Source organism: Rhizobacter sp. P5_C2 (assembly GCF_054049715.1).
The window spans coordinates 16,792-42,556 of record NZ_JBFULV010000029.1 but is presented as its reverse complement, the minus strand read 5'-3'; the positions used below and the strand labels follow the sequence as shown (position 1 = coordinate 42,556).

Here is a 25,765-nt window from a genome sequence, read left to right as displayed (position 1 = left end):
CTCCCCTTGGCCGCGGGCGGCACAATATCGCAATGCCGACCGCCCCCCTGCTGAAGCGCTTCATCGACGATGAACTGGGCCGTGCGCCCGACCTGATCGCCCGCACGATGGCCGCGGTGGTCGAGCAGCTGCGCCGCCCGCGCGATCAACTGCTCGCGAGCGAGCGCCAGCACCATTTCGATCTCGTCGAGCTGCTGCAGCAGCATGCCGGGCGTTTCCAGCGCGCCTTCGTCGACGCGCTGCGCCAGCGCGTGCTGGCCGACCTCGAACCCGCCGACACCACTGCCCCCACGCCCTCCGGGCCGAGCAGCCTCTCGGGCCTGCAGCTGATGGACGAAGGCCGCGTCGAATCCGACATCGAGATCTCGCGCGCGGTGCAGCAGATCGACACCGGCACCGAATGGGAACTGCGCGAACTGCAGACCTTCACCTCGACGCTGCGCGGCCAGGCCCACACCACCGCCGAGTCGAACCCGCTGCGCCCGCTCGCCTACGCGCACGCGCTGTGGGACGCCGCTGGCGACGTGACCGACAAGCCGGTGCAGCAGGCCATCCTGCTGCGCGTGGCCTCGACCGCGATGACGCCGCTGCTGCGCATGGCCTGGGCCGCCGCCTGCTCGCGCCTCGAATCGCAGGGCATCGAGCCGAGCATCTACCGCACCGTGGTGTTCGCGCCCGGCGCCGGTGCCGCGCGCAAGCCGGAGGTCGACGTGACGATGCCCGGCGCGCTCGAAGGCCTGGTGCGCAGCATGCCGGGCGGCGATCCCACCACCGCGCCGTCTTCGCCGTCCGAACGGCCAGCCGCCACCGGCCGCGGCGCCGCGCTCGGACCGGCGCTCGAACAGGCGCTCGCCCGCATCGAGGCGATGCTGTCGCGCCTGCCGGCCGGCACCGGCACCGGCAACGACCCCGACGCGGCCGATCGCGCCGGCACGCCGTCGTCGCGGCTGGCCGAGTTCCGCGGCTCGCTGCTCACGGCCGCCGACGAGACGATCGAGCGCCAGATCATCGAGCTGCTGTCGCGGCTGTTCGAGACCATCCTCGGCGACCCGATGCTGCCGCAGGCGCTGCGCACGCTGATGGGCCGGCTGCAGGTGTCGGCGCTGCGCGTCGCGCTGCGCGACCCGAAGATGATGGAGATCCACGACCACCCGGTGTGGCAGCTGATGGACCGCATCGCCGGCGCCGCCGTCGGCTATCCGCAGTCCGGCGACCCGCGGCTGGCGCAGGTCCTGGCGTTCTGCGACCGGCTGGTCGACGAGATGCTCGCCGAGCCGGTGCAGGACGCCGCGCTGTACCGCCGCAGCATCGCCCGCGTCGATGCCTGCACCGCCGAGCAGCTGCGCGACGCGCAGGTCGCCGCGCGCGGTGCGATCGCGACGCTGGTGATGGCCGAGCAGCGCGAGCGGCTGCAGCGCGAGCTGGCGCACCGGCTGACGGAGCAGATGGCGCCGATCCGCACCACGCCGGTGATCCGCCGCTTCGTCACCGGCACCTGGGCCCGCGTGCTGGCCGAATCGTTCACGTTGTACGGCGAAGAGGCCGAGACCAGCCGGCTCGCGCTGAAAGCCACCGACCACCTGCTGTGGAGCCTGCGCCTGCCCGACCACCCGCAAAGCCGCCTGCGCCTGCTGGGCCTGCTGCCCGGCCTGCTGCAGCAACTGCGCGCCGGCATGGCGCTGATCGCGCTGCCGGCCGCCGAGCAGCAGGCCGCGCTCGACGCGCTGGTCGAGGTCCACACCGAGGCAATGAAGCCGGGCGCCCGGCCGGCCGTTGCCGCCGCGGAGCCCGAGCCGACGCCGGAAGAGCTCGTGCGCCGCATGCGCGACGAAACCGTCGAGCCGGTGCCCGAGACCGGCACGCCGTTCAGCGATTCGCTGATCGACCTCGGCTCGATGGACACCGTGCCCGCCGAATGGCTGCCGAGCGGCCCGGCCGCGGGCGGCGACGATGCGGCCGCCTGGGTCAACGCGATGGCGATCGGCCGGCACTACCGGGTGTTCCTGCTCGGCCGCTGGAGCCACCTGCAGCTGCTGTGGCGCAGCGACGGCGGGCAGTTGCTGCTGTTCGCCGGCGAGCAACCGGACAGCACGCATTCGGTGACGCTGCGCGCGCTCGAGCGGCTGCGCAGCGCCGACCTGCTGATCCCGCTGGCCGACTACTCGCTGGTGCAGCGCGCGGTCGACGGCATGCTGCGCAGCCTGGCGACGCTGCGCTGACTGGCCGCCGCGAGCCGGCAGAATGCCGGCCATGACATTCGGAGGCGGGACCCATCGGCGGGCATGGCTGTGCCTGCTCGCGTTCATCGGCACCACGGCGCTGGCGCAGCAGGCGCCACCGCCCCCCACTCGCCCGCGCATCGGCCTGGTGCTGTCCGGCGGCGGCGCGCGCGGCCTGTCGCACGTCGGCGTGCTGAAGGTGCTGGAGCGCGAGCGCATCCCGGTCGACGTGATCGCCGGCACCTCGATGGGCGCGATCATCGGCGGCCTGTACGCCAGCGGCATGGACGCCGAGACGCTGGAGCGCGAGCTGCTGAAGGTCAACTGGGACGCGGTGTTCGCCAACCGGGTCGACCGCCAGCTGCTGTCGCAGCGGCGCAAGGAAGAAGACTTCGAGATCTCGCCGTTGATCGAGTTCGGCATGCGCGACGGCGAGCTGCGCGCGCCGCTCGGCGCGCTGTCGGGCCGCGGCCTCGAGACGCTGCTGCGGCGCTACACGCTGCCGGTGCGCTCGGTGCGCGATTTCGACCGGCTGCCGATCCCGTTCCGCGCCGTCGCCACCGACATGGAAGACGGCCGCGCGGTGATCCTGAGCCAGGGCGACCTGGCGCTCGCGCTGCGCTCCAGCATGAGCGTGCCGGGCGTGTTCCCGCCGACCGAGATCGACGACCGCATCCTCGGCGACGGCGGCCTGGTCGACAACGTGCCGGTCGGCGTGGCGCGCGCGATGGGCGCCGACATCGTGATCGTCGTCAACATCGGCACGCCGCTGGCGCCGCGCAAGACGCTCGGCTCGGTCGGCGGCCTGACCGGGCAGATGATCAACATCCTGACCGAGCAGAACGTGCAGCGCAGCCTGGCGTCGCTCGGCGGGCGCGACCTGCTGATCTCGCCGCAGCTGGGCGACATCACGTCAGGCGATTTCAACAGGACGCGCGAGCTGATCGCGCTCGGCGAGCAAGGCGCCGTGCAGCTCGCGCCGCGGCTGGCCGCGCTGTCGCTCGACGAGACGGCCTATGCGCAATGGAAGGCCGGCCACCCGCGCGAACCCGCACCGCAGGCGACGCTCGCGTTCGTCGAGTTCGAAGGCAGCAGCCTGACCAACCCGAAGCGCTTCGCGGCGCAGATGGAATCGGCCGCCGGCCAGCCCTTCGACGCGGCCAAGGCCGAGCGCGATGCGCGGCGCCTGGCCGCCAGCGGCGACTACGTGCGCGCCGACTACGAGCTGGTGACGACCGGCCAGGGCGACGGGCTGGTCTTCGACCTGGAGGACAAGCCCTGGGGACCGCACTACTTCCGCGTCGGGCTGGACCTGACCACCGACTTCAGCGGGCGCAGCGCCTTCAACCTGAAGATCAGCCACAACCGACACTGGCTGGATGCCAACGGCACCGAATGGCGCAACCGCGTGCAGATCGGCGAGGTGCCGAAACTGTTCTCCGAGATCTACCACCCGCTGAACTGGACGCTGGGGATCTCGAACGACTGGTTCGTCGCCGGCTACGGCGAGATCGAGCGCCGCAAGGTGGCCGTCTACAACGGCGTCACCGGCGACGAGCGCGGGCACTTCAACCGCTCGGCCGGCCGCTTCGGCGTCGACCTGGGCCAGCCCTGGGGCCAGTTCGGCGAGATCCGCATCGGCCTGACGCACCTGACGCTGCGCAACGAGCCGGAGATCCTGTCGGCCGACTACGTCGGGCCGCGCGACACGGTGACGATCGACGAATCCGGCCTGCGCGTCGGCGTGGTGATCGACCAGCTCGACTTCGCGAACTTCCCGCTGCGCGGCTACCGCGTGCAGGGCGAGGTGGTCAGCGGGCGCCGCAGCGACAGCGTCACCGGCAGCGATTCCGACCGCTTCACGCGGATCGAGGGCGAGGGCTCGGCGGTCGGCACCTGGGGGCGGCACACGCTGAACGCGCTCGGGCGGGTGCAGCATGCCGACCAGCGCTCGATCGCCGGGCTCGGCCGCTACACGCTCGGCGGCTTCCAGCAGATGTCGGGCTACCTGCCGGGTCAGATCGAGGGCAACTACCTGCTGTTCGGGCGGCTCGCGTACTACCAGCGCCTGAGCTACGCGCCGGTGTTCACCCGTGGGCTCTTCGCCGGCGGCTCGCTGGAGGCCGGCAACGCCTGGGACTACAGCAGCCAGATGAAGCTGAACGACCTGCGCAGCGGCATGAGCCTGTTCGTCGGCGCGGACACCGGCATCGGTCCGCTCTACCTCGGCGTGACCTACGCGCCGCGCGGTGCCGCCGGCCTCTACCTGTTCATCGGCCGACCGTGACGGATCCGACGCGGCAGCGCCGGTCCTGCCGCGTTCGGGGGGGTGTCAAGCGAGGACGCGCTTCCTAAACTGGCTGCAAGGGTCAGGCAACAGAGTCAGTGAAGTTCGGCGAGGCGCGACATGACGGACAGCGAATTGATGCGGATCAGCGATGGCGGTGTCGAATCGTCCGAAGGCTGGGCGGTTCACTTCCTCGGGCCGGAGCTGCTGGAGTACTGCAGCGGGCCGGCCGCCTGCCTCGTCAACGTCGCGTATTCGCCGGCACACCGGGCTCGGCAGATCTACGCGACCGAGTCGTCGTCGGACCTGTTCCCGATGCTGCGCGAGCACCTGCAGTCGGCTTCGCAGCTGCTCGAAGGCCGCTACGTGGTGGTCTGAGCAAGCGCCTGTTCGATCTCGGCCGCCACCAGCGCCGGCAGCTCATGCACGATCCAGTGCGTGGCGCCGGGCACGCGGGTCAGCGTCAGCTTCGGCACGAAGGCCTCCAGCCCGTCCAGCAATGACGCCGGCAAGGCCACGTCGGCCTCGCCCCACACCACATGCGTCGGCACCTGCACGGTGACGAACTCCGGCGGAAACTTCAGCGCCAGCACCGGTGAATCGGCCCCGGCCGGCGGGCGCAGCGGCGACGCGCGGTAGTAGTTCAGCGCGCCGGTCAGCCCGTGCCGCCACACCGCGCGGTACTGCTCCTTCAGCGCCGGCGTCAGCCAGCCGCCGCCCGGGCGCGACGGGTCTTCGGCGCCCATGTGGGCAAACACCGCCCACAGCCGCGCGAAATCGCCGGCCTCGAGCTCCACCTCGGCCCCGGGGCGGCTCCAGGCATTCATGTAGGCACTGGCCGCCTGCTGCTGCGGATCGGTCTGCAGCGCCTTCAGGAACACACCCGGGTGCGGCGAATTGACGATCACCAGCCGCTGCAGCGCCTGCGGGTGCTGCACCGCGAAATTCCAGGCCACCGCGCCGCCCCAGTCGTGCGCGACCAACGCCGCCAGCGGGCCGCTGCCCTGCTGCGCGATCAGCGCCAGCAGGTCCGCCACCAGGTGTTTCGCGCGGTAGGCCTCGACCTCGGCCGGCGCCGACGAGCGCTCGTAGCCGCGCAGGTTCGGCGCGATGCAGCGGTAGCGGTCGCCGAAATGGCGCAGCATCGCGTCCCAGACGAAGGCGCCTTCGGGAAAACCATGCAGGAACACGATCGCCGGCGCGCCGCGCGGCCCGCTGGCCCGGCAGCTCAGCGTGATGCCGTGCGGCAGCACCGCGTCGAAGGTCTCGATCATGGCGACGGGACGATCCAGTCGCGCAGCACGCAGGCCGCGTCGCCGACGCCCTGCTTCTTCAGCGCCGAGAACAGCGTGATGCCGATGTCGGCGTCCTCGCTCGTCAGCTCGCCCAGCGCCGCCTGCGTGGACGCCAGCGCGGTGGCGGCCTCGCTGCGGTTCAGCTTGTCGGATTTGGTCAGCAGCACCAGCAGGCGCACCTCGCCGGAGCCCACGCGGGGTGCCACGAACTCGAGCAGGTTGCGGTCGAGTTCGGTCAGCCCGAGCCGCGAATCGACCATCAGCACCACGCCCGACAGGCTGCGGCGCACCTGCAGGTAGTTGGCCATCACCTCCTGCCAGCGCTGCTTGGCCGAGCGCGCCACCGCAGCGTAGCCATAGCCCGGCAGGTCGGCGAACAGCGCATTCGGCGCGTCTTTCGGGCCCAGCTCGAACAGGTTGATGTGCTGCGTGCGGCCGGGCGTCTTCGACGCGAAGGCCAGGCGCTTCTGCTGCGTCAGCGTGTTGATCGCGGTCGATTTGCCGGCGTTCGAGCGCCCGACGAAGGCGATCTCGGGCAGCTCGGTCTGGGGCAGCTGGTTCAGCTGGCTGGCGGTCGTCAGGAAGCGGGCCGTGTGCGTCCAGGCCAGCGCCAGTTTCTCGGCTGCGGCCGCATCGCTGCTCGCGTCAGCGGCCGGCGCACCGGAATTGTTTTCGTCGGTCATGGAAGGCACCAAAAACTTGCATTGTAAAATCGCCGGGTTTTGCACCCACAAAACGCATCCAGCCACCTCACACACCACACGCCATGATGCCTGTTGCTAGCTTGCTGTCGAGTCTGTTGTTGGCCGCCGCGTTGGTGGTGCCAGCCTCCGCAAACGAGGCGGCGAAGGCCAAGCCCGATGCCGCGAAAGGCCAGGCCATCTCGACCAACGTCTGCGCTGCCTGCCACTCGGCCGACGGCTCGCGCGGCAGCCCGGCCAACCCGATCCTGCAGGGCCAGCACCCTGAATACCTCGTCAAGCAGCTGGCCGAGTTCAAGGAAGGCAAGCGCGACAACCCGATCATGAAGGGCATGGCCTCGACGCTGAGCGAAGACGACATGCGCAACGTCGCCGCGTTCTACGCCTCGAAGGATGCGAAGCCCGGCTTCGCGAAGAACAAGGAATCGGTCGCCCTCGGCGAGAAGATCTACCGCGGCGGCATCGCCGACCGGGCCGTTCCGGCCTGCGCCGGCTGCCACAGCCCGACCGGCGCCGGCCTCCCGGCCCAGTACCCGCGCCTGCGTGGCCAGCACTCCGACTACACCGAGGCGCAGCTGGTGGCCTTCCGCGGCGGGCTGCGCAAGAACAGTGCGCAGATGACCGGCGTCACCGCGAAGATGAACGACAAGGAAATCAAGGCGGTGGCCGACTACATCGCCGGGCTGCGCTGAACGCGGCGAATCTCACGCTTCATCTGCAGGGGCCGGTCACTGACCGGCCTTTTTCATGCCCGGTCGGCGCGGGCGCGACTATAGTCATTCGACTCGCCACTGCGAACGCCCCCATGCCCCACATCCGACGCGGACCCGACGGACAGATCGACAGCCTGCACCGTCAACCGGGCGCCGGCACCGAGTTCATGGCGGACGGGCATCCGGAGCTGCTGGCCTTCATCGGCCACACGCCGGCCAGCAGCGATTTCGGCAAGCTCGACGCCGATTTCGTCCGCGTGATCGAGGACGTGATCGACACGCTGATCGTGCGCAACATCATCAACATCACCGATTTGCCAGGCGAGGCGCAGGCCAAGCTGTTCGCCCGCAAGAGCTTCCGGGAACGCACCGCGCGCAATTCGCTGCGGCTGTTTTCCGACACGCAATTCGGCACGGTGATCGACGACACCAATTTCGGCGAGCTGCCCTGACTTGGCCGGCCGGTGGAACCGGCTGTAAGGTCTGCCGCTCCAAGCCCGACTGACCGGCAACGCGCTTCGGCGCCCCCAGGAGTTTCCATGCACCACCGCCCGAACCGCGGCTTCGACCATGCCGTGCCGTCCGAGATCACGCCGCGCGCCGTCTACGAGCGCCGCCGCGAGCTGCTGAAGCTGATGGCGCTCGGCGCCGGCGGGGCCGCGCTGTCCGGCTGGGCCGCGCGCGACGCGATGGCGCAGGCCGCCCGCCCGAACAAGCTGGCGCCGCTGCCGGGCACGCGCAGCGCCGTCCCTGGGGCGATCACGATGGAAAAGCTCACGTCCTACAACGACGTGACCAGCTACAACAACTACTACGAGTTCGGCACCGACAAGGCCGACCCGGCGCGCAACGCCGGCTCGCTGAAGACCCGGCCCTGGACGGTGGCGATCGAAGGCGAGGTCAGGAAGCCCAAGGTCTATGACCTCGACGAGCTGCTGAAGCTCGCCCCGATGGAGGAGCGCACCTACCGGCTGCGCTGCGTCGAGGGCTGGTCGATGGTGATCCCGTGGGTCGGCTACTCGCTGTCCGAGCTGATCAAGCGCGTCGAGCCCACCGGCAACGCGAAGTACGTCGAGTTCGTCACGCTGGGCGATGCGAAGCAGATGCCCTTCCTCGGCTCGCGCGTGCTGTCGTGGCCCTACGTCGAGGGCCTGCGCCTCGACGAGGCGATGAACCCGCTCGCGCTGCTGGCCTTCGGCCTGTACGGCGAGGTGTTGCCGAACCAGAACGGCGCGCCGGTGCGGCTGGCGGTGCCCTGGAAATACGGTTTCAAGAGCGGCAAGTCGATCGTCAAGATCCGCTTCACCGACAAGCAGCCGCTGACCTCGTGGAACCATGCGGCCGCCCAGGAGTACGGCTTCTTCTCGAACGTCAACCCGACGGTCGACCACCCGCGCTGGAGCCAGGCCACCGAGCGCCGCATCGGCGAAGACGGCCTGTTCGCGAAGAAGCGCGCCACGCTGATGTTCAACGGTTACGAAGCCCAGGTCGGCCAGCTCTATGCCGGCATGGATCTGAAGAAGCTGTTCTGAGCGCGATCCGACCATGAAGACCGCCGTGCTGTCATCCGACACCGCCCCCCGCCCCGCCGTGCCGCGCCGGCGTTCGCCGCTGCTGCACCCGGCCGCCAAGCCGCTGCTGTTCGTCGCCGGCCTGCTGCCGTTCGCCTGGCTGTTCTACGGTGCGCTGATGAACACGCTGGGGGCGAACCCGGCCGAGGCGCTGATCCGCTCGACCGGCGACTGGACGCTGCGCCTGCTGTGCATCACGCTGGCGGTGACGCCGCTGCGGGTGATCGCGCACCAGCCGGCGCTGGCGCGCTTCCGGCGCATGCTGGGGCTGTTCGCGTTCTTCTACGTGGTGCTGCACTTTCTGGCCTATGCGTGGCTCGACATGGGGCTCGACCTCGACGCCATCGTGCGCGACATCCCGAAGCGCCCGTTCGCGCTGGTCGGCTTCCTGGCCTTCGTGCTGATGATCCCGCTGGCCGCCACCTCGTTCAACCGGGCCATCAAGGCGCTGGGCGCGAAACGCTGGCAGGCGCTGCACAAGAGCGTCTACGCGATCGTGCTGCTGGGTTTGCTGCACTTCTTCTGGATGAAGGCGGCGAAGAACAATTTCGCCGAGGTCGCGGTGTACGCCGCCATCATCGGCGTGCTGCTCGGCTGGCGCATCTGGCACGCGTTGCGCAAGAGTTGACGGCGTCGCGAAGGTGACGCCTGCGTGTCTGGCGCGCTCGCGCCGGGCCACGCACAATCGGGCCCTCCATGGTCGCCCACGCCTTGCCCCACTCCACGTCCACCGGCCCCGAGACGGTCGCCCGCCGCCTCGTCAGGCTGATCGCCGAATCGCAGGCCGCCCACGACGCCGGCCATCACCAGCAGGGCCTCGCGCTGGCCGAGCAGGCCCTGAACGGCGCCAGCGCGGTCGGCGAGCCGTTGATGCTGGCGCGCATCCACACGCTGATGGCCAACCACCGCTGGCGGCTCGGGCAGTTCGAGCCCTCGGTGCAGTCGGCGCGCGCGGCGCTGGCGCTCTGGAAGGCCGCCGAGCGCATCGACGAGCAATGCGACACGCTGTGCCTGCTGGCGATCTCGTTCAGCGAGATCGGCCTGCAGGAAGAAGCGCTGAAGCACGCCACCGCGTCGTTCGAGCTGGCCCGCCAGCACGATCGCGGCTTGGCGATGGGCGTTGCGCTGAACCGCATCGGCATCTGCTACGACCGGCTCGGCGATTCGATCCAGGCCGAGAGCTTCCTGCTGCAATCGCTGGGCATGGCGCGCGAGCACGGGGGCCACGGCGACCGCATGCTGGCGCTGAACAACCTCACCGCAACCGCGATCAGCGCCTACTACCAGGCGCAGCTGCGCGCCGACGACGATGCCAGCCAGCAGGCGATCCAGCGGGCTCGCCAGTACGGCAGCCGGGCGCTGTCGCTGGCGCGCCGGCATGGCGACATCTACCGCGTCAGCGTCACGCAGGGCAACCTGGGCGAGGCGCTCGGGCTGGCCGGCGAGTTCGCCGAGGCGCGAGCGCTGCTGCAGGAGGCGTTGGCGAGCGCGGTGCAGAACGGCTTCCGCGCGGTCGTGCTGCGCATGCGGCACAACATCGCCGAGGTGCTGCTGCGCGAGGGCCGGAATGAAGAAGCCATCACCGAGCTCACCGCGACGCTGCAGTCGCTGACCGAGATGGACCACGAGACCACCCGCATGCGCGTGCACTCGGCCTTGCACCGCGCCTACAAGGCGACGCGCCAGTTCGAGCCGGCGCTGCTGCACTGCGAGGCGCACCACCAGATCGAGATGCAGCGCGTCGCGCTGCAGAGCAAGGCGCAGGCGCGGCTGATGGTGAACCGCATCGATGTCGAGCGCGCGCTGATGGACGGCGAGCGTTCGCGCTTGGAGGCCGAGTTGCAGCGGCTGCGCACGCAGCAGCTGGAGGCCGAGAAAGAGCTGCTCGAGCAGCGCACCGCCGAGCTGCACCGCGAGACGCTCGAGGACCCGCTGACGGGCCTCGCGAACCGGCGCCATGTCGACGCGACCTTGCCGCTGCTGATCGAACGCTCGCGCGGCCAGGGCCAGCCGATGGCGCTGGCGATGGCCGACCTGGATCACTTCAAGCAGGTCAACGACCGCCACGGCCATGCGGTCGGCGACGAGGTGTTGCGCACGGTGGCGAGGCTGTTCGGCGACAAGACGCGGGCGCGCGACCTGCTCGGCCGCTGGGGCGGCGAGGAGTTCGTGCTGGTGTTCGTCGACACGCCGCGCGAGACGGCGCACGAGATCTGCGAGCGGCTGCGCAGCGCGGTGCAGGCTTATCCGTGGAGCGCGATCGCGGCGGGGCTGCAGGTCACGTTGAGCCTCGGGCTCGCCGTCGCGCAATCGGGCGACAACGCGATCGAGCTGGTCGAGCGGGCCGATGCGGCTTTGTACGAGGCGAAGCGGCTGGGGCGCAATCGGCTGGTCGAGGGTTGAACGCGCGCATTGGTGCGGACGGCGCGGGTGGGGAGTCTGTGGCTCGCCGGCCGGTGCGGTCGCCGCGCCTGGAGGCGCGTCAACTCCCCTCCGCTGACTGGTTTCATGGCCCGTCGCCCAAACTCCCGCCACTCACTTCGTTCGTTGTGGTCAAACAGTGGGCGACAGTCAGTTCACGATCGCGCTTCGCGCGGGGCCATGAAACCAGCCAGCTCCGGCGCCCCGTCCCTATTGGCGCTCCACAGACTCCCCACCCGCGCCTTGTGCACCACCCTGGCTCTTCAGCCATGACAAGCGAACAAATGAGGGTTGATGTCATCTTCGCTTGATGGAAGCACTGTCCCTCTCTGCGCACATCCTGCGTGAGCCAGTCGAGGCATCGATATCTCAGTCCGATCGGGTGGTGGCACACGAGAACCCGACTACAGCAGTCACGCCCGGATGCAGCGAAGCGGAATCCGGGCCCAATCCCCACTTGTTCGCTTGTCATCTCACAAGAGACCAGAGCGGTGGCCAGAGGCGCGGGTGGGGAGTCTGTGGAGCGCCAATCAGGGCGGGTCGCCGGAGCTGGCTGATTTCGTGGCCCGCGTGCGCCAGCACGCTTCGTGAACTGACTGTCGCCCACTGTTTGACCACAACGAACGAAGTGAGTGGCGGGAGTTTGGGCGACGGGCCGCGAAATCAGTCAGCGGAGGGAAGTCATCGCCCCGCCAGGGGCGATGACCGACCCGACCGGCGAGCCACAGACTCCCCACCCGCGCCTTCCGCGCCTACGTCCGAGCCAACACCGGCTTCAACGCCGCCCCCGTGTGGCTCGCCTTCGTCCTGACCAGCAGCTCCGGCACCCCGTTCACCACCACCGTGCCGCCGCGCACACCACCCTCAGGCCCCAAATCGATGACCCAGTCGGCCTCGGCGATCACGTCCAGGTCGTGTTCGATGACGACCACGCTGTGCCCACCATCGACCAGCCGGTGCAGCACCCGAATGAGCCGCTCCACGTCGGCCATGTGCAGCCCGACCGTCGGTTCGTCGAGCACGTACAGCGTGTGCGGCGCCTTGTTGCCGCGCCGGCCCACGTCGTCGCGCACCTTGGTCAGCTCGGTCACCAGCTTGATGCGCTGCGCCTCGCCGCCGCTCAGCGTCGGTGACGGCTGGCCCAGCGTCAGGTAGCCCAGGCCCACGTCCTTCATCAGCTGCAGCGGGTGCGCGATGTTCGGCATCGACGCGAAGAACTCCACCGCCTCGTCGATCTCCATCTGCAGCACGTCGCCGATGCTCTTGCCGCGCCAGCTGACCGCCAGCGTCTCGGCGTTGAAGCGCTGGCCGTGGCACACGTCGCACGGCACCTTCACGTCGGGCAGGAAGCTCATCTCGATCGTGCGCATGCCCTGCCCTTCGCAGGCCGGGCAGCGGCCGTCGCCGGTGTTGAAGCTGAAGCGCGCCGGCAGGTAGCCGCGCGCCCTCGACTCCAGCGTGTCGGCGAACAGCTTGCGGATGGTGTCCCAGAAGCCGATGTAGGTCGCCGGGCACGAACGCGGCGTCTTGCCGATCGGCGTCTGGTCGACCTCGAGCACGCGGTCGATGTACCCCCAGCCGTCGATCTTCTCGCAGCCCTGCCAGTTCGGCTTGCCGCCGCGCACGTTGATGAACTGCAGGTTGGCCAGCAGCACGTCGCGCGCCAACGTCGACTTGCCCGAACCGCTGACGCCGGTCACCGCCACCAGCCGCTTCAGCGGCACGTCGACCGTCACCTGCTGCAGGTTGTGCAGCGACGCACCATGGATCGTCAGCAGCCGGTTCGCCTCGCCTTCCTTCGCGACCTTGCTCGCCACCGACGCCAGGAAGGCCTCGACCTCGCGCCGCGCCTTCAGCGGGTGCACCAGCGGGTTCGCGAGGAAGCGGCCAGTCACCGAATCGGGGTGCTTCGCCAGATCGGCCACCGTGCCCTCGGCCACCAGCCGGCCGCCGCGCTTGCCGGCCCCCGGGCCGATGTCGATGATGTGGTCGGCCCGGCGGATGGTGTCTTCGTCATGCTCCACCACCACCAGCGTGTTGCCCTTGTCGCCCAGCTTGTGCAGCGCATCGAGCAGGATCTGGTTGTCGCGCGGATGCAGGCCGATGGTCGGCTCGTCGAGCACGTAGCACACACCCTGCAGGTTGCTGCCCAGCTGCGCCGCCAGCCGGATGCGCTGCGCCTCGCCGCCCGACAGCGTCGGCGCCGCGCGGTCCAGCGTCAGGTAGCCGAGGCCCACCTCCTCGAGGAACTCGAGCCGGCTCGCGATCTCGCTGACCACGTCGCGTGCGATCTCGGCATCGCGGCCCTGCAGCTTCAAGGCCTGCACCCACTTGCGCGCATCGGTCACCGACCACTGCGCGATCCAGGCGATCGAATGCGTGTCGAAGGTGACGCCGCGCGACACCGGGTTCAGCCGCGTGCCGCCGCAATCGGGACACGGCTCGTCGATCACGCCCTCGACTTCCGCCTCCTCCGACGGGAAGCTCTGCTCGCGGCCCTTGTTGTCGTCGTCCTGCACCGAATCGTCGTACGCCTTGCGCTGCTCGCGCGTCAGCGCCAGGCCGGTGCCGACGCAGGTGGTGCACCAGCCGTGCTTGCTGTTGTAGCTGAACATGCGCGGGTCCAGCTCGGGGTAGCTGGTGGCGCACACCGGGCAGGCGCGCTTGGTCGAGAACACCTTCACCTCGCCGAGCTTGCGCGTCGGCGTGCCGGCCAGCATCGCGCCGCGCAGGCCCTTCAGCGGGCTCAGCAGGTGCATCACGCCCTTGCCGACATCGAGTGCCTGCGCCAGCAGCGTGCGCAACTCGGCCTCGTTGTCCTTGCCGACCACCAGGTCGCCGACCGGCAGCTCGACGGTGTGCTCCTTGAAGCGGTCGAGCCGCGGCCATGGATCGACCGGCAGGAAATCGCCATCCACCCGCAGGTGCGTGTGGCCGCGCGCCTTGGCCCACTTCGCGAGGTCGGTGTAGACGCCCTTGCGGTTGACGACCAGCGGCGCCAGCAACCCCACGTGCACGCCCTGGTGGTCGCGCAGCAGCTGCGCGGCGATGCTCTCGACGCTCTGCGGCCGCACCGGCGCACCGTCGTTCACGCAGTGCTGGATGCCCAGCTTCACGTACAGCAGCCGCAGGAAGTGCCACACCTCGGTGGTCGTCGCGACCGTGCTCTTGCGCCCGCCGCGGCTCAGCCGCTGCTCGATCGCGACCGTCGGCGGAATGCCGTACACCGCGTCCACTTCCGGCCGCCCCGCGGGCTGCACGATGCTGCGCGCATAGGCGTTCAGCGATTCTAGGTAGCGGCGCTGGCCCTCGTTGAACAGGATGTCGAAGGCCAGCGTGCTCTTGCCCGAGCCCGAGACGCCGGTCACCACGCTGAACTTGCCGCGCGGGATGCTGACGTCCAGCGACTTCAGGTTGTGCTCGCGCGCGTTGACGATGCGGATCGATTCATCGCGCTTCACGTCGCGGGCTTTCTTGACGAGGTACTGCAGCGGCACGCCCTCCTCGACCTTGTGCTCGCCCAGGCGCATCGACACGTCGTACTCCGCCAGCGCACGGCCGGTGTGCGACGTCGGGTGCAGCTTCACGTCCTCCGGCGTGCCGGTGCACACCACCAGGCCGCCGCCCTCGCCGCCTTCCGGCCCGAGGTCGATCAGCCAGTCGGCCGCGCGGACCACGTCGAGGTTGTGCTCGATCACGACCAGCGAATGCCCGGCGTCCAGCAGCTTGCGGAACGCACGCATCAGCTTCGCGATGTCGTCGAAGTGCAGGCCGGTGGTCGGCTCGTCGAACATGAAGAGCGTGCCCTTCTTCGCGACCGGCTGGCGGCTCGCGGTCGTCGTCTGCGCCGCCTCGGCGAGGAAGCCGGCCAGCTTCAGCCGCTGCGCCTCGCCGCCCGACAGCGTCGGCACCGGCTGGCCCAGCTTCACGTACTCGAGGCCGACGTCGACGATCGGCTGCAGCACGCGCAGCACCTCGCGGTCCTGCGCGAACATCTGCACCGCCTCGCTGACGGTCAGCTCCAGCACGTCGGCCACGCTCAGTTCGCGCGCGACCTCGCCCGGCAGGCGGCGCTCGATCTTCACGTCGAGGATCTCGCCACGGTAGCGGCGGCCGTCGCAATCGGGGCAGCGCAGGTACACGTCGGACAGGAACTGCATCTCGACGTGCTCGAAGCCCGAGCCGCCGCAGGTCGGGCAGCGGCCGTCGCCGGCGTTGAAGCTGAACATGCCGGCGCCGTAGCCGCGCTGGCCGGCCAGCGGCGTCTGCGCGAACAGCTTGCGGATCTCGTCGAACGCGCCGACGTAGCTGGCCGGGTTCGAGCGCGCGGTCTTGCCGATCGGCGACTGGTCGACGAACACCGCGTCGGTCAGCCAGTCGGCGCCGAGCAGTCGGTCGTGCTCGCCGGGCGTCTCGGTGGCCTTGCCGAAATGCCGCGCGAGCGCCGGGAACAGCACGTCCTGCATCAGCGTGCTCTTGCCGGAGCCGGAGACGCCGGTCACGCAGACCAGGTGCTGCAGCGGGAACTCGACCGTCACGTTCTTCAGGTTGTGGTCGCGCGCGCCTTCGAGGATCAGCTTAGGCGTGGCGTCGGTCACCAGCCGCTTCAGCCCGCCCAGGCCGACCTGCTTGCGCGCGCCGAGGTAGGCGCCGGTCAGCGTGTCGGCATGGCGGATCTCTTCCGGCGTACCGTCGAACACGATGTTGCCGCCGCGCTCGCCGGGGCCGGGGCCCATGTCGATCAGCCGGTCGGCGGCCAGCATCACCGCCGGGTCATGCTCGACCACCACCAGCGTGTTGCCGGCATCGCGCAGCCGGTGCATCGCCTCGACGATGCGGTTCATGTCGCGCGGGTGCAGCCCGATGCTCGGCTCGTCGAGCACGAACATCGTGTTGACCAGCGAGGTGCCGAGCGCGGTGGTGAGGTTGATGCGCTGCACCTCGCCGCCGCTCAGCGTGCGGCTCTGGCGGTCGAGCGTCAGGTAGCCGAGGCCGACATCGCACAGGTATTTCAGGCGCGTGCGGATCTCGTCGAGCAGCAGCTTCAGCGCGTCGTCGAGCATCGTGCTGGGCAAGCTGATGCCGTCGAAGAAGCGGCGGATGCGCTCGATCGGCATCAGCATCAGGTCGTGCACCGTCAGGCCCGGCAGCGCTTCGAGCTGGTCGCGCGACCAGGTGGTGCCTTGCGGCAGGAAGCGCTTCCCGGGCGGCAGCACGCCGTCGGCGTCGGGCTTGCTGCCCAGGCGCCACAGCAGCGCCTCGGTCTTCAGGCGCGCGCCGCCGCAGGTGGTGCAGGGCGTGTAGCTGCGGTACTTCGACAGCAGCACGCGGATGTGCATCTTGTAGGACTTCGATTCGAGGTACTCGAAGAAGCGCTTGATGCCGTACCACTGCTTGTTCCAGTTGCCCTTCCAGTGCGGCGAGCCGCTGATGACCCAGTCGCGCTGCGCCTCGCTGAGCTGCGACCACGCGGCGTCGCGCGGGATGCCGGCCTCGGCGGCGTACTTCAGCAGGTCGTCCTGCGAGTCTTTCCAGGCCGGCGTCTGGATGGTCTTGATCGCGCCGGAGCGCAGCGTCTTGCGGTGGTCCGGGATCACCAGGCCCCAGTCGACACCGATCACGCGCCCGAAGCCGCGGCAGGTCTCGCAGGCGCCCATCGCGGAGTTGAACGAGAACAGCGCGGGCTGCGGCTCGCTGTAGCGCAGGTCGCTGTCGGGGCAGTGCAAACCAGTGGAGAAACGCCAGAGTGTCGGTTCGCCTTCCTCGGCCACCACATAGACATTCACCCGCCCGCTGCCCCGCTTCAGCGCCGTCTCGATCGCCTCGACCGCGCGCACCTTCTCGGTGTTCTGCAGCCGGAAGCGGTCCGCCACGACGTCCAGCACCTTGCGCGGCCCGGTCGGCGTCGCGACCTCGCGCTCGGCCTGCACGCGGGTGAAGCCGCTGGCAGCGAGCCATTGCTCGATCTCCTCGGGCGTCGTCACCGCCGGCAGTTCCACCGGGAAGGTCACCACCAGCCGCGGGTCGCTCGCCGCCGTGCGACTCATCAGCTCCGCATAGATCGTCTCCGGCGTGTCGTGCCGCACCGGCTGCGCGGTCTGCTTGTCGAACAGCGCGGCCGCCCGGGCGTACAGCAGCTTCAGGTGGTCGTTCAGCTCCGTCATCGTGCCGACCGTCGAGCGCGAGGTGCGCACCGGGTTGGTCTGGTCGATCGCGATCGCCGGCGGCACGCCGTCGACCCGATCCACCGCCGGCCGGTCCATCCGGTCGAGGAACTGCCGCGCGTAGGCGCTGAAAGTCTCGACGTAGCGCCGCTGCCCCTCGGCGTACAAGGTGTCGAACACCAGGCTCGACTTGCCCGAGCCCGAGGGCCCGGTCACCACCGTCATCTCGCCGGTGCGGATGTCGAGGTCCAGGTTCTTCAGGTTGTGCTGGCGCGCGCCGCGGATGCGGATGACGCCGGTCGTGTCATCGGGGACGACATCGGACATGGGGAGGGCTTTCGGAATGCGGAGCCGAAGATTCTAGGGAGCCAGGCCGGGTGAGCACGCCGGCGGGCCATTGGTCAGTAGCCGTCAGCAACCCCGCTGACGTGGTGCAACACATCGAACACGCGAAGCGCATTGCCCAGACGGAGTCCATTGGCTACCATGCGCGACGCTTCACGCGTGCCGTGTGCGTGTGGCGCCATGAAAGCATCAGCAGTACCTCCGATTCCACCCCTCCCCCCCGACAGCGGCCGCGCAGCGCGGCTGATGGATGTCGTCGGCGAGGGCGTGTGGGAGCACGAACTCACGCCAGGAATCTCCCAGGAGCGCACGCTGCACCCGACACCGCAGCGCGCCTGGCATTCGCCGCGCTGCCGCGAGCTGCTCGGCGCCGACCTGGCCGACGACCCGTCCGCCATTCGCACACGCATCGACCCCCCCGACCTGCCGCGCTGGGATGCGCTGTGCGGCGCCGCGACGCGCGCACCGGGCCACACCGTCGACGGGCGCCTGCGCCTGCGCACGGCCGACGGCAGCCTGCGCTGGTTCCAGGTGCGCATGCGCGCCACGGTCGACAGCGGCGCCGCGGCCACCCGGCTCACCGGCAGCCTGCGCGAACTCGACACCGACGCCGCGCCCACCCAGGCCAAGGCCGCCTTCCTGGCCCACATGAGCCACGAGCTGCGCACGCCGCTGAACGCGGTGCTCGGCATGACCGAACTGGCGCAGCGCCTGGCCACGCACAACGAGCAGCGTGGCTACCTCGAACTGGCGCAGCAATCCGGCCAGTCGCTGCTGCGCCTGATCGGCGACGTGATCGACTACGCCCGCGCCGAGGCCGGCGAACTCGCGCTGCGGCTCGAAACCTTCGACCTCTCGCAGCTGCTGGCCGAGACCTTCCGCGGCTTCATGCCGCAGGTGCACGGCCGCGGCCTGACGATGCTGTACGACTACCTCGGCGAGCAGACGCAGTTCCAGGGCGACCCGGCGCGCGTGCGCCAGATCGTCTCGAACCTGCTGGCCAATGCGGTGAAGTTCACCGCGCACGGCCATGTCGCGCTGGTCACCGAGCTGCGCGCCCAGCCCGACGGCCCGTGGCTGCTGCGCATCCAGGTGCACGACACCGGCTCCGGCATGGACGCCGCCACCCTCGAGCGCGTGTTCCGGCCCTTCGAGCAGGGCGACAACAGCGCGCGCCGCCAGCACGGCGGCACCGGGCTCGGGCTGTCGCTCGCGCGCAAGCTGGCCGCGCTGATGGGCGGCCGCGTGACGGCCAGCAGCATGCCCGGCCGCGGCTCGGTGTTCACCGTCGAGCTGCGGCTCGCGGCGGTGGCCCAGCCGGCGCCCGCGCCGCACGCACCCGGCCACGCCTGGCTGGTGGTGCGCAACGCGACGACCTCGCCGTGGCTGCCGCGCCGCATCGAGCGCCTGGGCTGGACCACCGAGCTGATCCCCGACCTGGCGCAGGCCACGCGGCGCGCGCTGCTCGGCGGCCGCGCGCCCGATTGCATCGTGCTGGCCGAGGACGGCCTCGACGACGCCAGCGACCTGGAAGCGCTGCGCCGCGCGCTGCCCGAGGGCACGCGCGTCACGCTGCTGCTGCGCCCCGATTTCCACCAACCGGTGCTGCTCGAGCGGGCCGCGCGCAGCGGCATGGCGGTGCTGCTGAAGCCGCTGACGCCAGCCGAGCTGCGCACCGTCGCCAGCGCCGAGGCGCGCCCGGCCCCGGCACGGCCCGAGCCGTCGACGCCGATGCGCCCCGGCATGCACGTGCTGGTGGTCGAGGACAACCCGCTGAACCAGCTGGTCGCGCGCGAGATGCTGATGGTGCTGGGCATGAAGGTCAGCGTCGCCGCCAGCGGCGAAGAAGCGCTCGCGCACTGCCTCGAGAAGGCGCCCGACCTGGTGCTGATGGACATCCAGATGCCGGGCATGGACGGCGTCGAGGCGACCCGCCGGCTGCGCGCGCTGCAGGCCGACGGCACGCTGCGGCCGTTCCCGATCGTCGCGCTGACCGCGCATGCGCTGGCCGCCGACCGGCAGTCCAGCCTCGAGGCCGGCATGGACGAGCACCTGACCAAGCCGATGCAGTTCGAGAGCCTGCGCACGGTGCTGGATCAGTGGCGCCCTGATGACCCGGAGCTGACGGGCGACGACGAAAACGGGCCGACCGCGAACTAAGTCGCGCCGAACGCGACTGGGTGGACATTTCGTCCACTTGACGTGCTCGCGCAGTCGTTACATGTGAAAACATCCCGCCCTGCCGTGCGCCGTCGGGACAGTGAGTCGACACGGCCCGCGGCCCATGCCCCAGGGATAAAACCGGAGACTCCATGAAGAAGCTTCTTTGCGCGCTGGCCTTGTCCAGCCTCGCGGCCAGTGCGGCCGCCCAGATCATGATCGGCCAGACGGCAGGCTTCACCGGCGCGGTCGCCGCCGGCGTCAAGGAAACCACCGACGGCGCGAAGCTGGTCTTCGACGCGGTGAACGCGCGCGGCGGCATCAACGGCCAGCCCATCGAGCTGGTCTCGCTGGACGACAAGTTCGATCCGAAGCTGGCGGCCGAGAACGCGAAGAAGCTGATCACCGAGAAGAACGTGGTCGCGCTGTTCCTGGTGCGCGGCACGCCGCACACGCAGGCGATCGCGCCGCTGCTGGCCGAGTACCGGGTGCCGCTGGTCGCGCCGTCGACCGGCGCGATGGTGCTGCACAAGCCGGTCAACCCGTACATCTTCAACGTGCGCGCCACCTACCAGCGCGAGGCCGAGCGCGCGATCCGCCACCTGAGCCTGATCGGCATGGAGCGCATCGCGGTGCTGCACGTCGACGACAGCTTCGGCACCGATGCGGTCGTCGGCGCCACGGCCGGCTTCACCGCGGTCGGCAAGCAGCCGGCGGCGGTCGAGAAGTTCGACCGCGCGAAACCCGACTTCAGCGCGATCGTGCCGAAGATGGTCAAGATGAACGTGCAGGCCGTGCTGTTCATCGCCTCGGGCGCCGTCGTCGCCGAAGGCACGAAGGCGCTGCGCGATGCCGGCAGCCCGGCGCAGATCGTCACGCTGTCGAACAACTCGGCCGGCGGCTTCATCACCTTGATGGGTGACAACGCGCGCGGCGTGATCGTCACGCAGGTGTTCCCGTACGAGCGCTCGATCGCGTCGCCCATCGTCAAGGAAGCGACGGAGCTCGCGAAGGCCAAGGGCTTCGATGCGGTGTCGCCCGCGATGATGGAAGGCTTTGCCGGCGCGAAGGTGCTGGTCGAGGCGCTGCGCCGCGCCGGCGGCAACCCGACGCGCGACCGGCTGCTCGCGGCGCTGAACAACCTGCACAAGTACGACATCGGCGGCATGGAGGTCAGCTACAGCACGACCGACCACAGCGGTCTCGATTTTGCAGATCTCTCCATCATTGGAGCCGACGGCAAGTTCCGCCGCTGAGCGCTCCGCGCAGCACGTCACGCCAGCCCCGGCGTGACGCGCAGACAGGCGTACTGCACGCAGGCACGCCCGCCCTGCCCGTGAAACCATGGATTTCCTTGAGTTTCACGAACAGAGCGGAGACACCTGATGAAGCAGTACCTCGGTGCGTTGGCCCTCGCGGCCACGATGATGTCGATCGGCACCCCCGCCGCAGCCCAGCTCCTGATCGGACAGACCGCCGGCTTCACCGGGCCGGTGGCGGCCGGCGTGAAGGAGAACACCGACGGCGCGAAGCTCTACATCGACTCGATCAATGCCCAGGGCGGCGTGCACGGCCAGCCGATCCAGCTGGTCTCCGCCGATGACCAGTTCGACCCGGCGCTCAGCGCCGAGAACGCGAAGACGCTGATCGTCGAGAAGCACGTGCTGGCGATGTTCCTCGGCCGCGGCACGCCGCATGCGCAGGCCCTCCTGCCGCTGCTGACCGAGCACCGGGTGCCGATGATCGCGCCGTCGACCGGCGCGATGGTGCTGCACAAGCCGGTGCACCCCTACGTCTTCAACGTACGCGCCACCTACCAGCGCGAGGCCGAGCGCATGATCCGCCACCTGAGCCTGGTCAGCGTCGACCGCATCGCGGTGCTGCAGGTCGACGACAGCTTCGGCGCCGATGCGGTGCAGGGCGCGGTGGCCGGCTTCGAGGCCATCGGCAAGAACCCGGCGATGCTCGCCAAGTTCGATCGCAGCCAACCCGATTTCAGCCAGCTGGCGCCGCAGGTGGCGAAGTCCGGCGCCCAGGCGGTGCTGTTCATCGGCTCGGCCGGCGCGGTGGCCGAGGGCACGATGGCGCTGCGCAAGGCCGGCTCGATGGCGCAGGTGGTGACGCTGTCGAACAACGCGTCCAGCGGCTTCATCAAGCTGATGGGCGATTACGGCCGCGGCACCATCGTCTCGCAGGTGTTCCCGTACGAGCGCTCGATCGCGTCGCCGCTCGTCAAGGAAGCGCTGGAACTCGCGCGGGCACGCAAGCTCGACGGCGTCTCGCCCGCGATGATGGAAGGCTTTGCCGCCGCGAAGGTGCTGGTCGAAGGCCTGCGCCGCGCCGGCCCGAACCCGACGCGCGAACGGCTGGTGGCCGCGCTGAACGGCATCAACCACTACGACGTGGGCGGCATGGACATCAGCTACAGCACCACCGACCACACCGGGCTCGATTTCGCCGACCTGTCGATCATCGGCCCGGACGGCAAGTTCCGGCGCTGACTAGCGCTTCGGCCACCACGGCACGAACGCGCTGGTGCGCAGGATGTAGTCGCGGTAGGCGGGGCGGCGCTCGCCGATGTCCTGCTCGAGCAGCGTGACGCCGGACACCTTCAGCAGCAGCGTCGTCATCACGAGCGGCGAGACGATGCTCCAGGCGCCGCCGGCCGGCACCGCCATCAGCCACAGACCCCACCAGGTGCAGGCCTCGCCGAAGTAGTTCGGGTGGCGGCTCAGGCGCCACAGGCCGCGGTCCATCACCTGGCCCCGGTTCGCCGGGTCTGCCTGGAAGCGCGCCATCTGCGCATCGGCGACCGCCTCGAAGACGATGCCGAACCCGGCGACGGCGATGCCGGTGAAATCCAGCAGGCCCAGCGGCACCGCTGCCGCCAGGCCGACGACGAACGGCATCGCGACGATCCACGCGATCACCGCCTGCAGCCCGAACACCAGATAGAGGCTCTTGAACGCGAAGTTCGGCTGGTTGCGCGCACGGATCGCCTGGTAGCGGCGGTCTTCGCCATGGCCCCAGTTGCGCCAGCTGATGTAGATCGCCAGCCGCAGCGCCCACACCAGCAGCAGCGCACCCATCGCGAGGGCGCGCGAGCCCGAAGCCGGCAGCACGACGGCATACGCCAGCGCCGAGGCTGCGATCAATGCCGACCACCAGCGGTCGACCAGGCTCGCATCGTGGCGCACGACGCTGCCCGCCCACGCGACCCCTGCGAGCGTGGCACTCGCCGCCAGGCCCCATGGCGCCATCGGCAGCAGGTCGGTCATGCGCGGCGCTCGAACAGCGCATGGCTGACGAACCACTGCTGCCCGCCATCGTGGCCGAACAGCTCGGCGCAGGACATGAAGAACAGCCGCCAGCGCACCCACCACAGCGCCGATTGCTGCGCGCCGTAGCAGGCGTCGAACACCGGCTGCAGCGTGGCGCGGCGGGCGTCCATGTTCTGCAGCCAGGCCTCGGCGGTGCGCTGGTAGTGGCTGCCGTCCCAGCGCCAGCGCTGCAGCAGCCGCAGGTCGTCCTGGAAGTTCAGCGCCAGGTCGTCGCTCGGCATCATGCCGCCGGCGAAGAAGTGCTCGCTCATCCAGTCGCTCGCATCGCGCGCGACGAACGCATACGGCGTGCTGCGGTGCGCGAACACGTGCATGAAGAAGCGCCCGCCGGGCCGCAGCCAGCCGGCGACGCGGCGGAACGCCTCGGGCCAGTTGCGCAGGTGCTCGAACATCTCGACCGACACCACGCGATCGAAGCGGTCGACGATGCCGAAGTCCATCGGGTCGAACTCGTTCATGTCCTGCGTGACGACGCGCAGGTTCGACAACCCGCGCTGCGCCGCCTGGACCACGATGTGGGCGCGCTGCGAGTGCGAGTTGGAGACCGCGGTGATGCGGCTGCCCGGGAAGCGCTCGGCCATCCACAGCGACAGCGAGCCCCAGCCGCAGCCGAGTTCGAGCACGTCCTGCCCGTCGAACAGGCCGGCGCGCTCGCAGGTGAGGGTCAGCGCGGCGGCCTCGGCGGCGTCCAGCGTGGCGATGGCGGCGTCGGCGGGCTCGCCCCACCAGCAGCTGCTGTACTTGCGGTGGCTGCCCAGCACGCTGCCGAAGAACGCGGCCGGCAGTTCGTAGTGTTGTTCGTTGGCCTTTTCGGGCAGCAGGGCCAGCGGCGCGCGCCGCATTCCGGCGATGAACTCGGCCGTGAGTTCGGCCGACGCGGCGACGTCATCGGCCCGGATCTCGTGCAGGCGCTCCTTCAGCAGGCGGCGAATGCCGAGCCGGACAACGCGGTCGGGCACGAGCCCCTGCTCGACCCAGTTGACGACACGGGCCGTGGACGAAGCGGACATGCGGAATCTCCTGGAAAGCACCGGTGAAGCCATTCCATACGCGGCGACCGCCTGCCCGGATGCACGGAGCCCGGATGCCTCACTCCCAGGGCAGCATCAGCGTGACCATCAACAGCTTCTCGAACTCGGGCTCGAAGCGCTCGACGATGGCCTGCGGGTCCTTGCACAGCGCATCGTCCGTCACCAGCCCGAACTGCACGCCGCCGCCGTAGCTCAGGATGCTGACGCCCACGCCGATGTGCCCCGACTGCGGCACCCAGAACATCGTCTGGCGCAGCGTCGAGCCGCAGAACTTCAGCGGCGCGGCCGGCCCCGGCACGTTGGTCATCACCGCAGTCGCCTTCTTCGCGAACAGGTTCAGCAGCGCATCCTGGGCCGGCTTGATCAGCAGCCCGGCCACCGACAGCACCGCGAACGCCAGCAGCGGCTGGTAGCTGCCCTTCAGGTCGGTCATGCGCGCGCGCACCGCGTAGACGCGCTCGACCGGGTTCGCGATGCCGATCGGCAGCACCAGCGGCACCAGCCCGAAGCGGTTGCCGAGCTGGTGCGCCTTCTCGAGCGGGCGCAGGTTCACCGGCACCATCGCGCGGATCTCCTGCCCGTCGGGGTTCTCGCCGCGTGCGCGCAGGTAGCCGCCGATCGCGCCGGCCACGCAGGCCAGCAGCACGTCGTTGACCGAGCAATTCAGCGCGCGACCGATCGCCTTCACCTGGTCGAGCGGGATCGGCTCGCCCCAGGCCACGTGCTTGCGGCCGACCGGCGTGCCCTTCAGCGAGGTCGGCGAATCGTCGGGCATCAGCGCGAGCGCCGCCACGTCGCTGAGCACCTGGTAGCCGGTGCGCGCCATGTCGAGCGAACCCAGCAGCGGCTGCTGCGGATTCGCCAGCATCTCCATCGACTTCGCGATGCCGCCGCCGTACATGCCGATCGCCTTGACGGTCAGGTCGGTCAGCGGCTTGACGACCGCATCGGACAGCCAGTCAGCATCGCTGTCGTCGTCGAGGGCCTTGCCGCGCGTGCGGCGCGGCGGCGGATCCTGGCCGCCGTCGGTGATCGACAGCATCACCGAGATCAGCGCGATACCGTCGGCGATGCAGTGGTGCACGCGGGCGATCAGCGCGCTGCCGCCTTCGTAGTCGTCGATCAGGTGGAACTGCCACAGCGGGTGCGCACGGTCCAGCGGCGTGCTGCTCAACTCGGCGACACGCTCCTGCAGCGCCCGACGCGCGGATTGGCCGCGGGCACGCTGCAAGGGCTCGTGCAGCACGTGGTGCTGCAGGTCGAAGGCCGGGTCGTCGACCCAGCTCGCGCCCATCGCGTCTTCCACCACCTTCTGGCGGAAGCGCCCGTACTTCAGCAGCTTGTCCTCGACGCGCTCGCACAGCGCGGCGTGCGTGATGGCCGGCTGCAGCAGCCAGACGCCGACGATCATCATCAGGTTCACGTCGTTGTCCATGCGCAGCCAGGCGGTGTCGACGCGCGACATGCGCTGGGTTGCGGCGTGGGGGGAGGTGGGCATCGTCGGGGTCTCCTGGGGG

The 25,765-nt window shown here is 69.9% G+C and carries 17 protein-coding genes; 11 read left to right on the top strand and 6 right to left on the bottom strand.

Annotated features, from left to right (window positions below):
• The first annotated feature begins 32 nt into the window (after window positions 1-32).
• From ACXJLU_RS13075 to ACXJLU_RS13065, 3 genes are all read left to right on the top strand, one after another.
• Entirely contained in the window at window positions 33-2,219 is a 2,187-nt protein-coding gene (locus ACXJLU_RS13075) for a DUF1631 family protein (RefSeq protein WP_457331503.1), read from the top strand.
• Window positions 2,220-2,250: 31 nt separating this feature from the next.
• Window positions 2,251-4,506, top strand: coding sequence for a patatin-like phospholipase family protein (locus ACXJLU_RS13070; protein ID WP_457331501.1), 2,256 nt, complete (start codon window positions 2,251-2,253; stop codon window positions 4,504-4,506).
• Between the two features lie 120 nt (window positions 4,507-4,626).
• Entirely contained in the window at window positions 4,627-4,884 is a 258-nt protein-coding gene (locus ACXJLU_RS13065; RefSeq protein ID WP_073462297.1) for a hypothetical protein, read from the top strand.
• Here the strand turns inward: ACXJLU_RS13065 and ACXJLU_RS13060 are convergent.
• Together ACXJLU_RS13060 and yihA are read right to left on the bottom strand one after the other, a co-directional pair.
• Window positions 4,869-5,780: an alpha/beta fold hydrolase gene (locus ACXJLU_RS13060; RefSeq protein WP_457331499.1), complete on the bottom strand. Its 912-nt coding sequence runs from the start codon at window positions 5,778-5,780 to the stop codon at window positions 4,869-4,871. The two genes, ACXJLU_RS13065 and ACXJLU_RS13060, sit on opposite strands and share 16 nt — an antisense overlap.
• Window positions 5,777-6,484 carry a ribosome biogenesis GTP-binding protein YihA/YsxC gene (gene yihA, locus ACXJLU_RS13055; RefSeq protein WP_457331497.1) on the bottom strand — a complete coding sequence of 236 codons (708 nt, stop codon included), beginning with the start codon at window positions 6,482-6,484 and terminating at the stop codon, window positions 5,777-5,779. The genes ACXJLU_RS13060 and yihA overlap by 4 nt, the downstream gene beginning before the upstream one ends.
• An 83-nt stretch (window positions 6,485-6,567) precedes the next feature.
• On the opposite strand from yihA, the gene ACXJLU_RS13050 reads away from it, so the two are divergent.
• The 5 genes from ACXJLU_RS13050 (at window position 6,568) to ACXJLU_RS13030 (ending at window position 11,189) form a co-directional block, all read left to right on the top strand.
• Window positions 6,568-7,194 (top strand): c-type cytochrome, encoded by a 627-nt coding sequence (locus ACXJLU_RS13050; protein WP_457331495.1) that lies wholly within the window; start codon window positions 6,568-6,570, stop codon window positions 7,192-7,194.
• Window positions 7,195-7,307: 113 nt separating this feature from the next.
• Window positions 7,308-7,667, top strand: coding sequence for a hypothetical protein (locus ACXJLU_RS13045; RefSeq protein WP_073462294.1), 360 nt, complete (start codon window positions 7,308-7,310; stop codon window positions 7,665-7,667).
• Window positions 7,668-7,754: 87 nt separating this feature from the next.
• On the top strand, window positions 7,755-8,747 hold the full coding sequence (msrP, locus tag ACXJLU_RS13040; RefSeq protein ID WP_457331493.1) for a protein-methionine-sulfoxide reductase catalytic subunit MsrP: 993 nt from the start codon (window positions 7,755-7,757) through the stop codon (window positions 8,745-8,747).
• A 13-nt stretch (window positions 8,748-8,760) separates the two neighbouring features.
• Complete coding sequence (gene msrQ / locus ACXJLU_RS13035; protein ID WP_457331491.1) at window positions 8,761-9,414, top strand: protein-methionine-sulfoxide reductase heme-binding subunit MsrQ; 654 nt, start codon at window positions 8,761-8,763, stop codon at window positions 9,412-9,414.
• 68 nt (window positions 9,415-9,482) lie between these two features.
• Window positions 9,483-11,189 carry a GGDEF domain-containing protein gene (locus ACXJLU_RS13030; protein WP_457331489.1) on the top strand — a complete coding sequence of 569 codons (1,707 nt, stop codon included), beginning with the start codon at window positions 9,483-9,485 and terminating at the stop codon, window positions 11,187-11,189.
• A gap of 770 nt (window positions 11,190-11,959) precedes the next feature.
• Here the strand turns inward: ACXJLU_RS13030 and uvrA are convergent.
• On the bottom strand, window positions 11,960-17,698 hold the full coding sequence (gene uvrA / locus ACXJLU_RS13025; protein ID WP_457331487.1) for an excinuclease ABC subunit UvrA: 5,739 nt from the start codon (window positions 17,696-17,698) through the stop codon (window positions 11,960-11,962).
• Between the two features lie 264 nt (window positions 17,699-17,962).
• Here uvrA and ACXJLU_RS13020 point away from each other — a divergent pair, with 264 nt between their 5' ends.
• The 3 genes from ACXJLU_RS13020 (at window position 17,963) to ACXJLU_RS13010 (ending at window position 22,377) form a co-directional block, all read left to right on the top strand.
• Entirely contained in the window at window positions 17,963-19,876 is a 1,914-nt protein-coding gene (locus ACXJLU_RS13020) for a PAS domain-containing hybrid sensor histidine kinase/response regulator (protein ID WP_457331485.1), read from the top strand.
• A gap of 152 nt (window positions 19,877-20,028) precedes the next feature.
• Window positions 20,029-21,132 carry an ABC transporter substrate-binding protein gene (locus ACXJLU_RS13015; protein WP_457331483.1) on the top strand — a complete coding sequence of 368 codons (1,104 nt, stop codon included), beginning with the start codon at window positions 20,029-20,031 and terminating at the stop codon, window positions 21,130-21,132.
• 129 nt (window positions 21,133-21,261) lie between these two features.
• Complete coding sequence (locus ACXJLU_RS13010; protein ID WP_457331481.1) at window positions 21,262-22,377, top strand: ABC transporter substrate-binding protein; 1,116 nt, start codon at window positions 21,262-21,264, stop codon at window positions 22,375-22,377.
• On the opposite strand, the gene ACXJLU_RS13005 is transcribed toward ACXJLU_RS13010, so the two are convergent.
• The 3 genes from ACXJLU_RS13005 to ACXJLU_RS12995 form a co-directional block, all read right to left on the bottom strand.
• Window positions 22,378-23,154: a DUF1295 domain-containing protein gene (locus tag ACXJLU_RS13005; RefSeq protein WP_457331479.1), complete on the bottom strand. Its 777-nt coding sequence runs from the start codon at window positions 23,152-23,154 to the stop codon at window positions 22,378-22,380.
• Entirely contained in the window at window positions 23,151-24,227 is a 1,077-nt protein-coding gene (locus ACXJLU_RS13000; RefSeq protein WP_457331477.1) for an SAM-dependent methyltransferase, read from the bottom strand. The genes ACXJLU_RS13005 and ACXJLU_RS13000 overlap by 4 nt, the downstream gene beginning before the upstream one ends.
• Before the next feature lie 79 nt (window positions 24,228-24,306).
• Window positions 24,307-25,746 (bottom strand): wax ester/triacylglycerol synthase family O-acyltransferase, encoded by a 1,440-nt coding sequence (locus ACXJLU_RS12995; RefSeq protein WP_457331475.1) that lies wholly within the window; start codon window positions 25,744-25,746, stop codon window positions 24,307-24,309.
• Window positions 25,747-25,765: the final 19 nt, after the last annotated feature.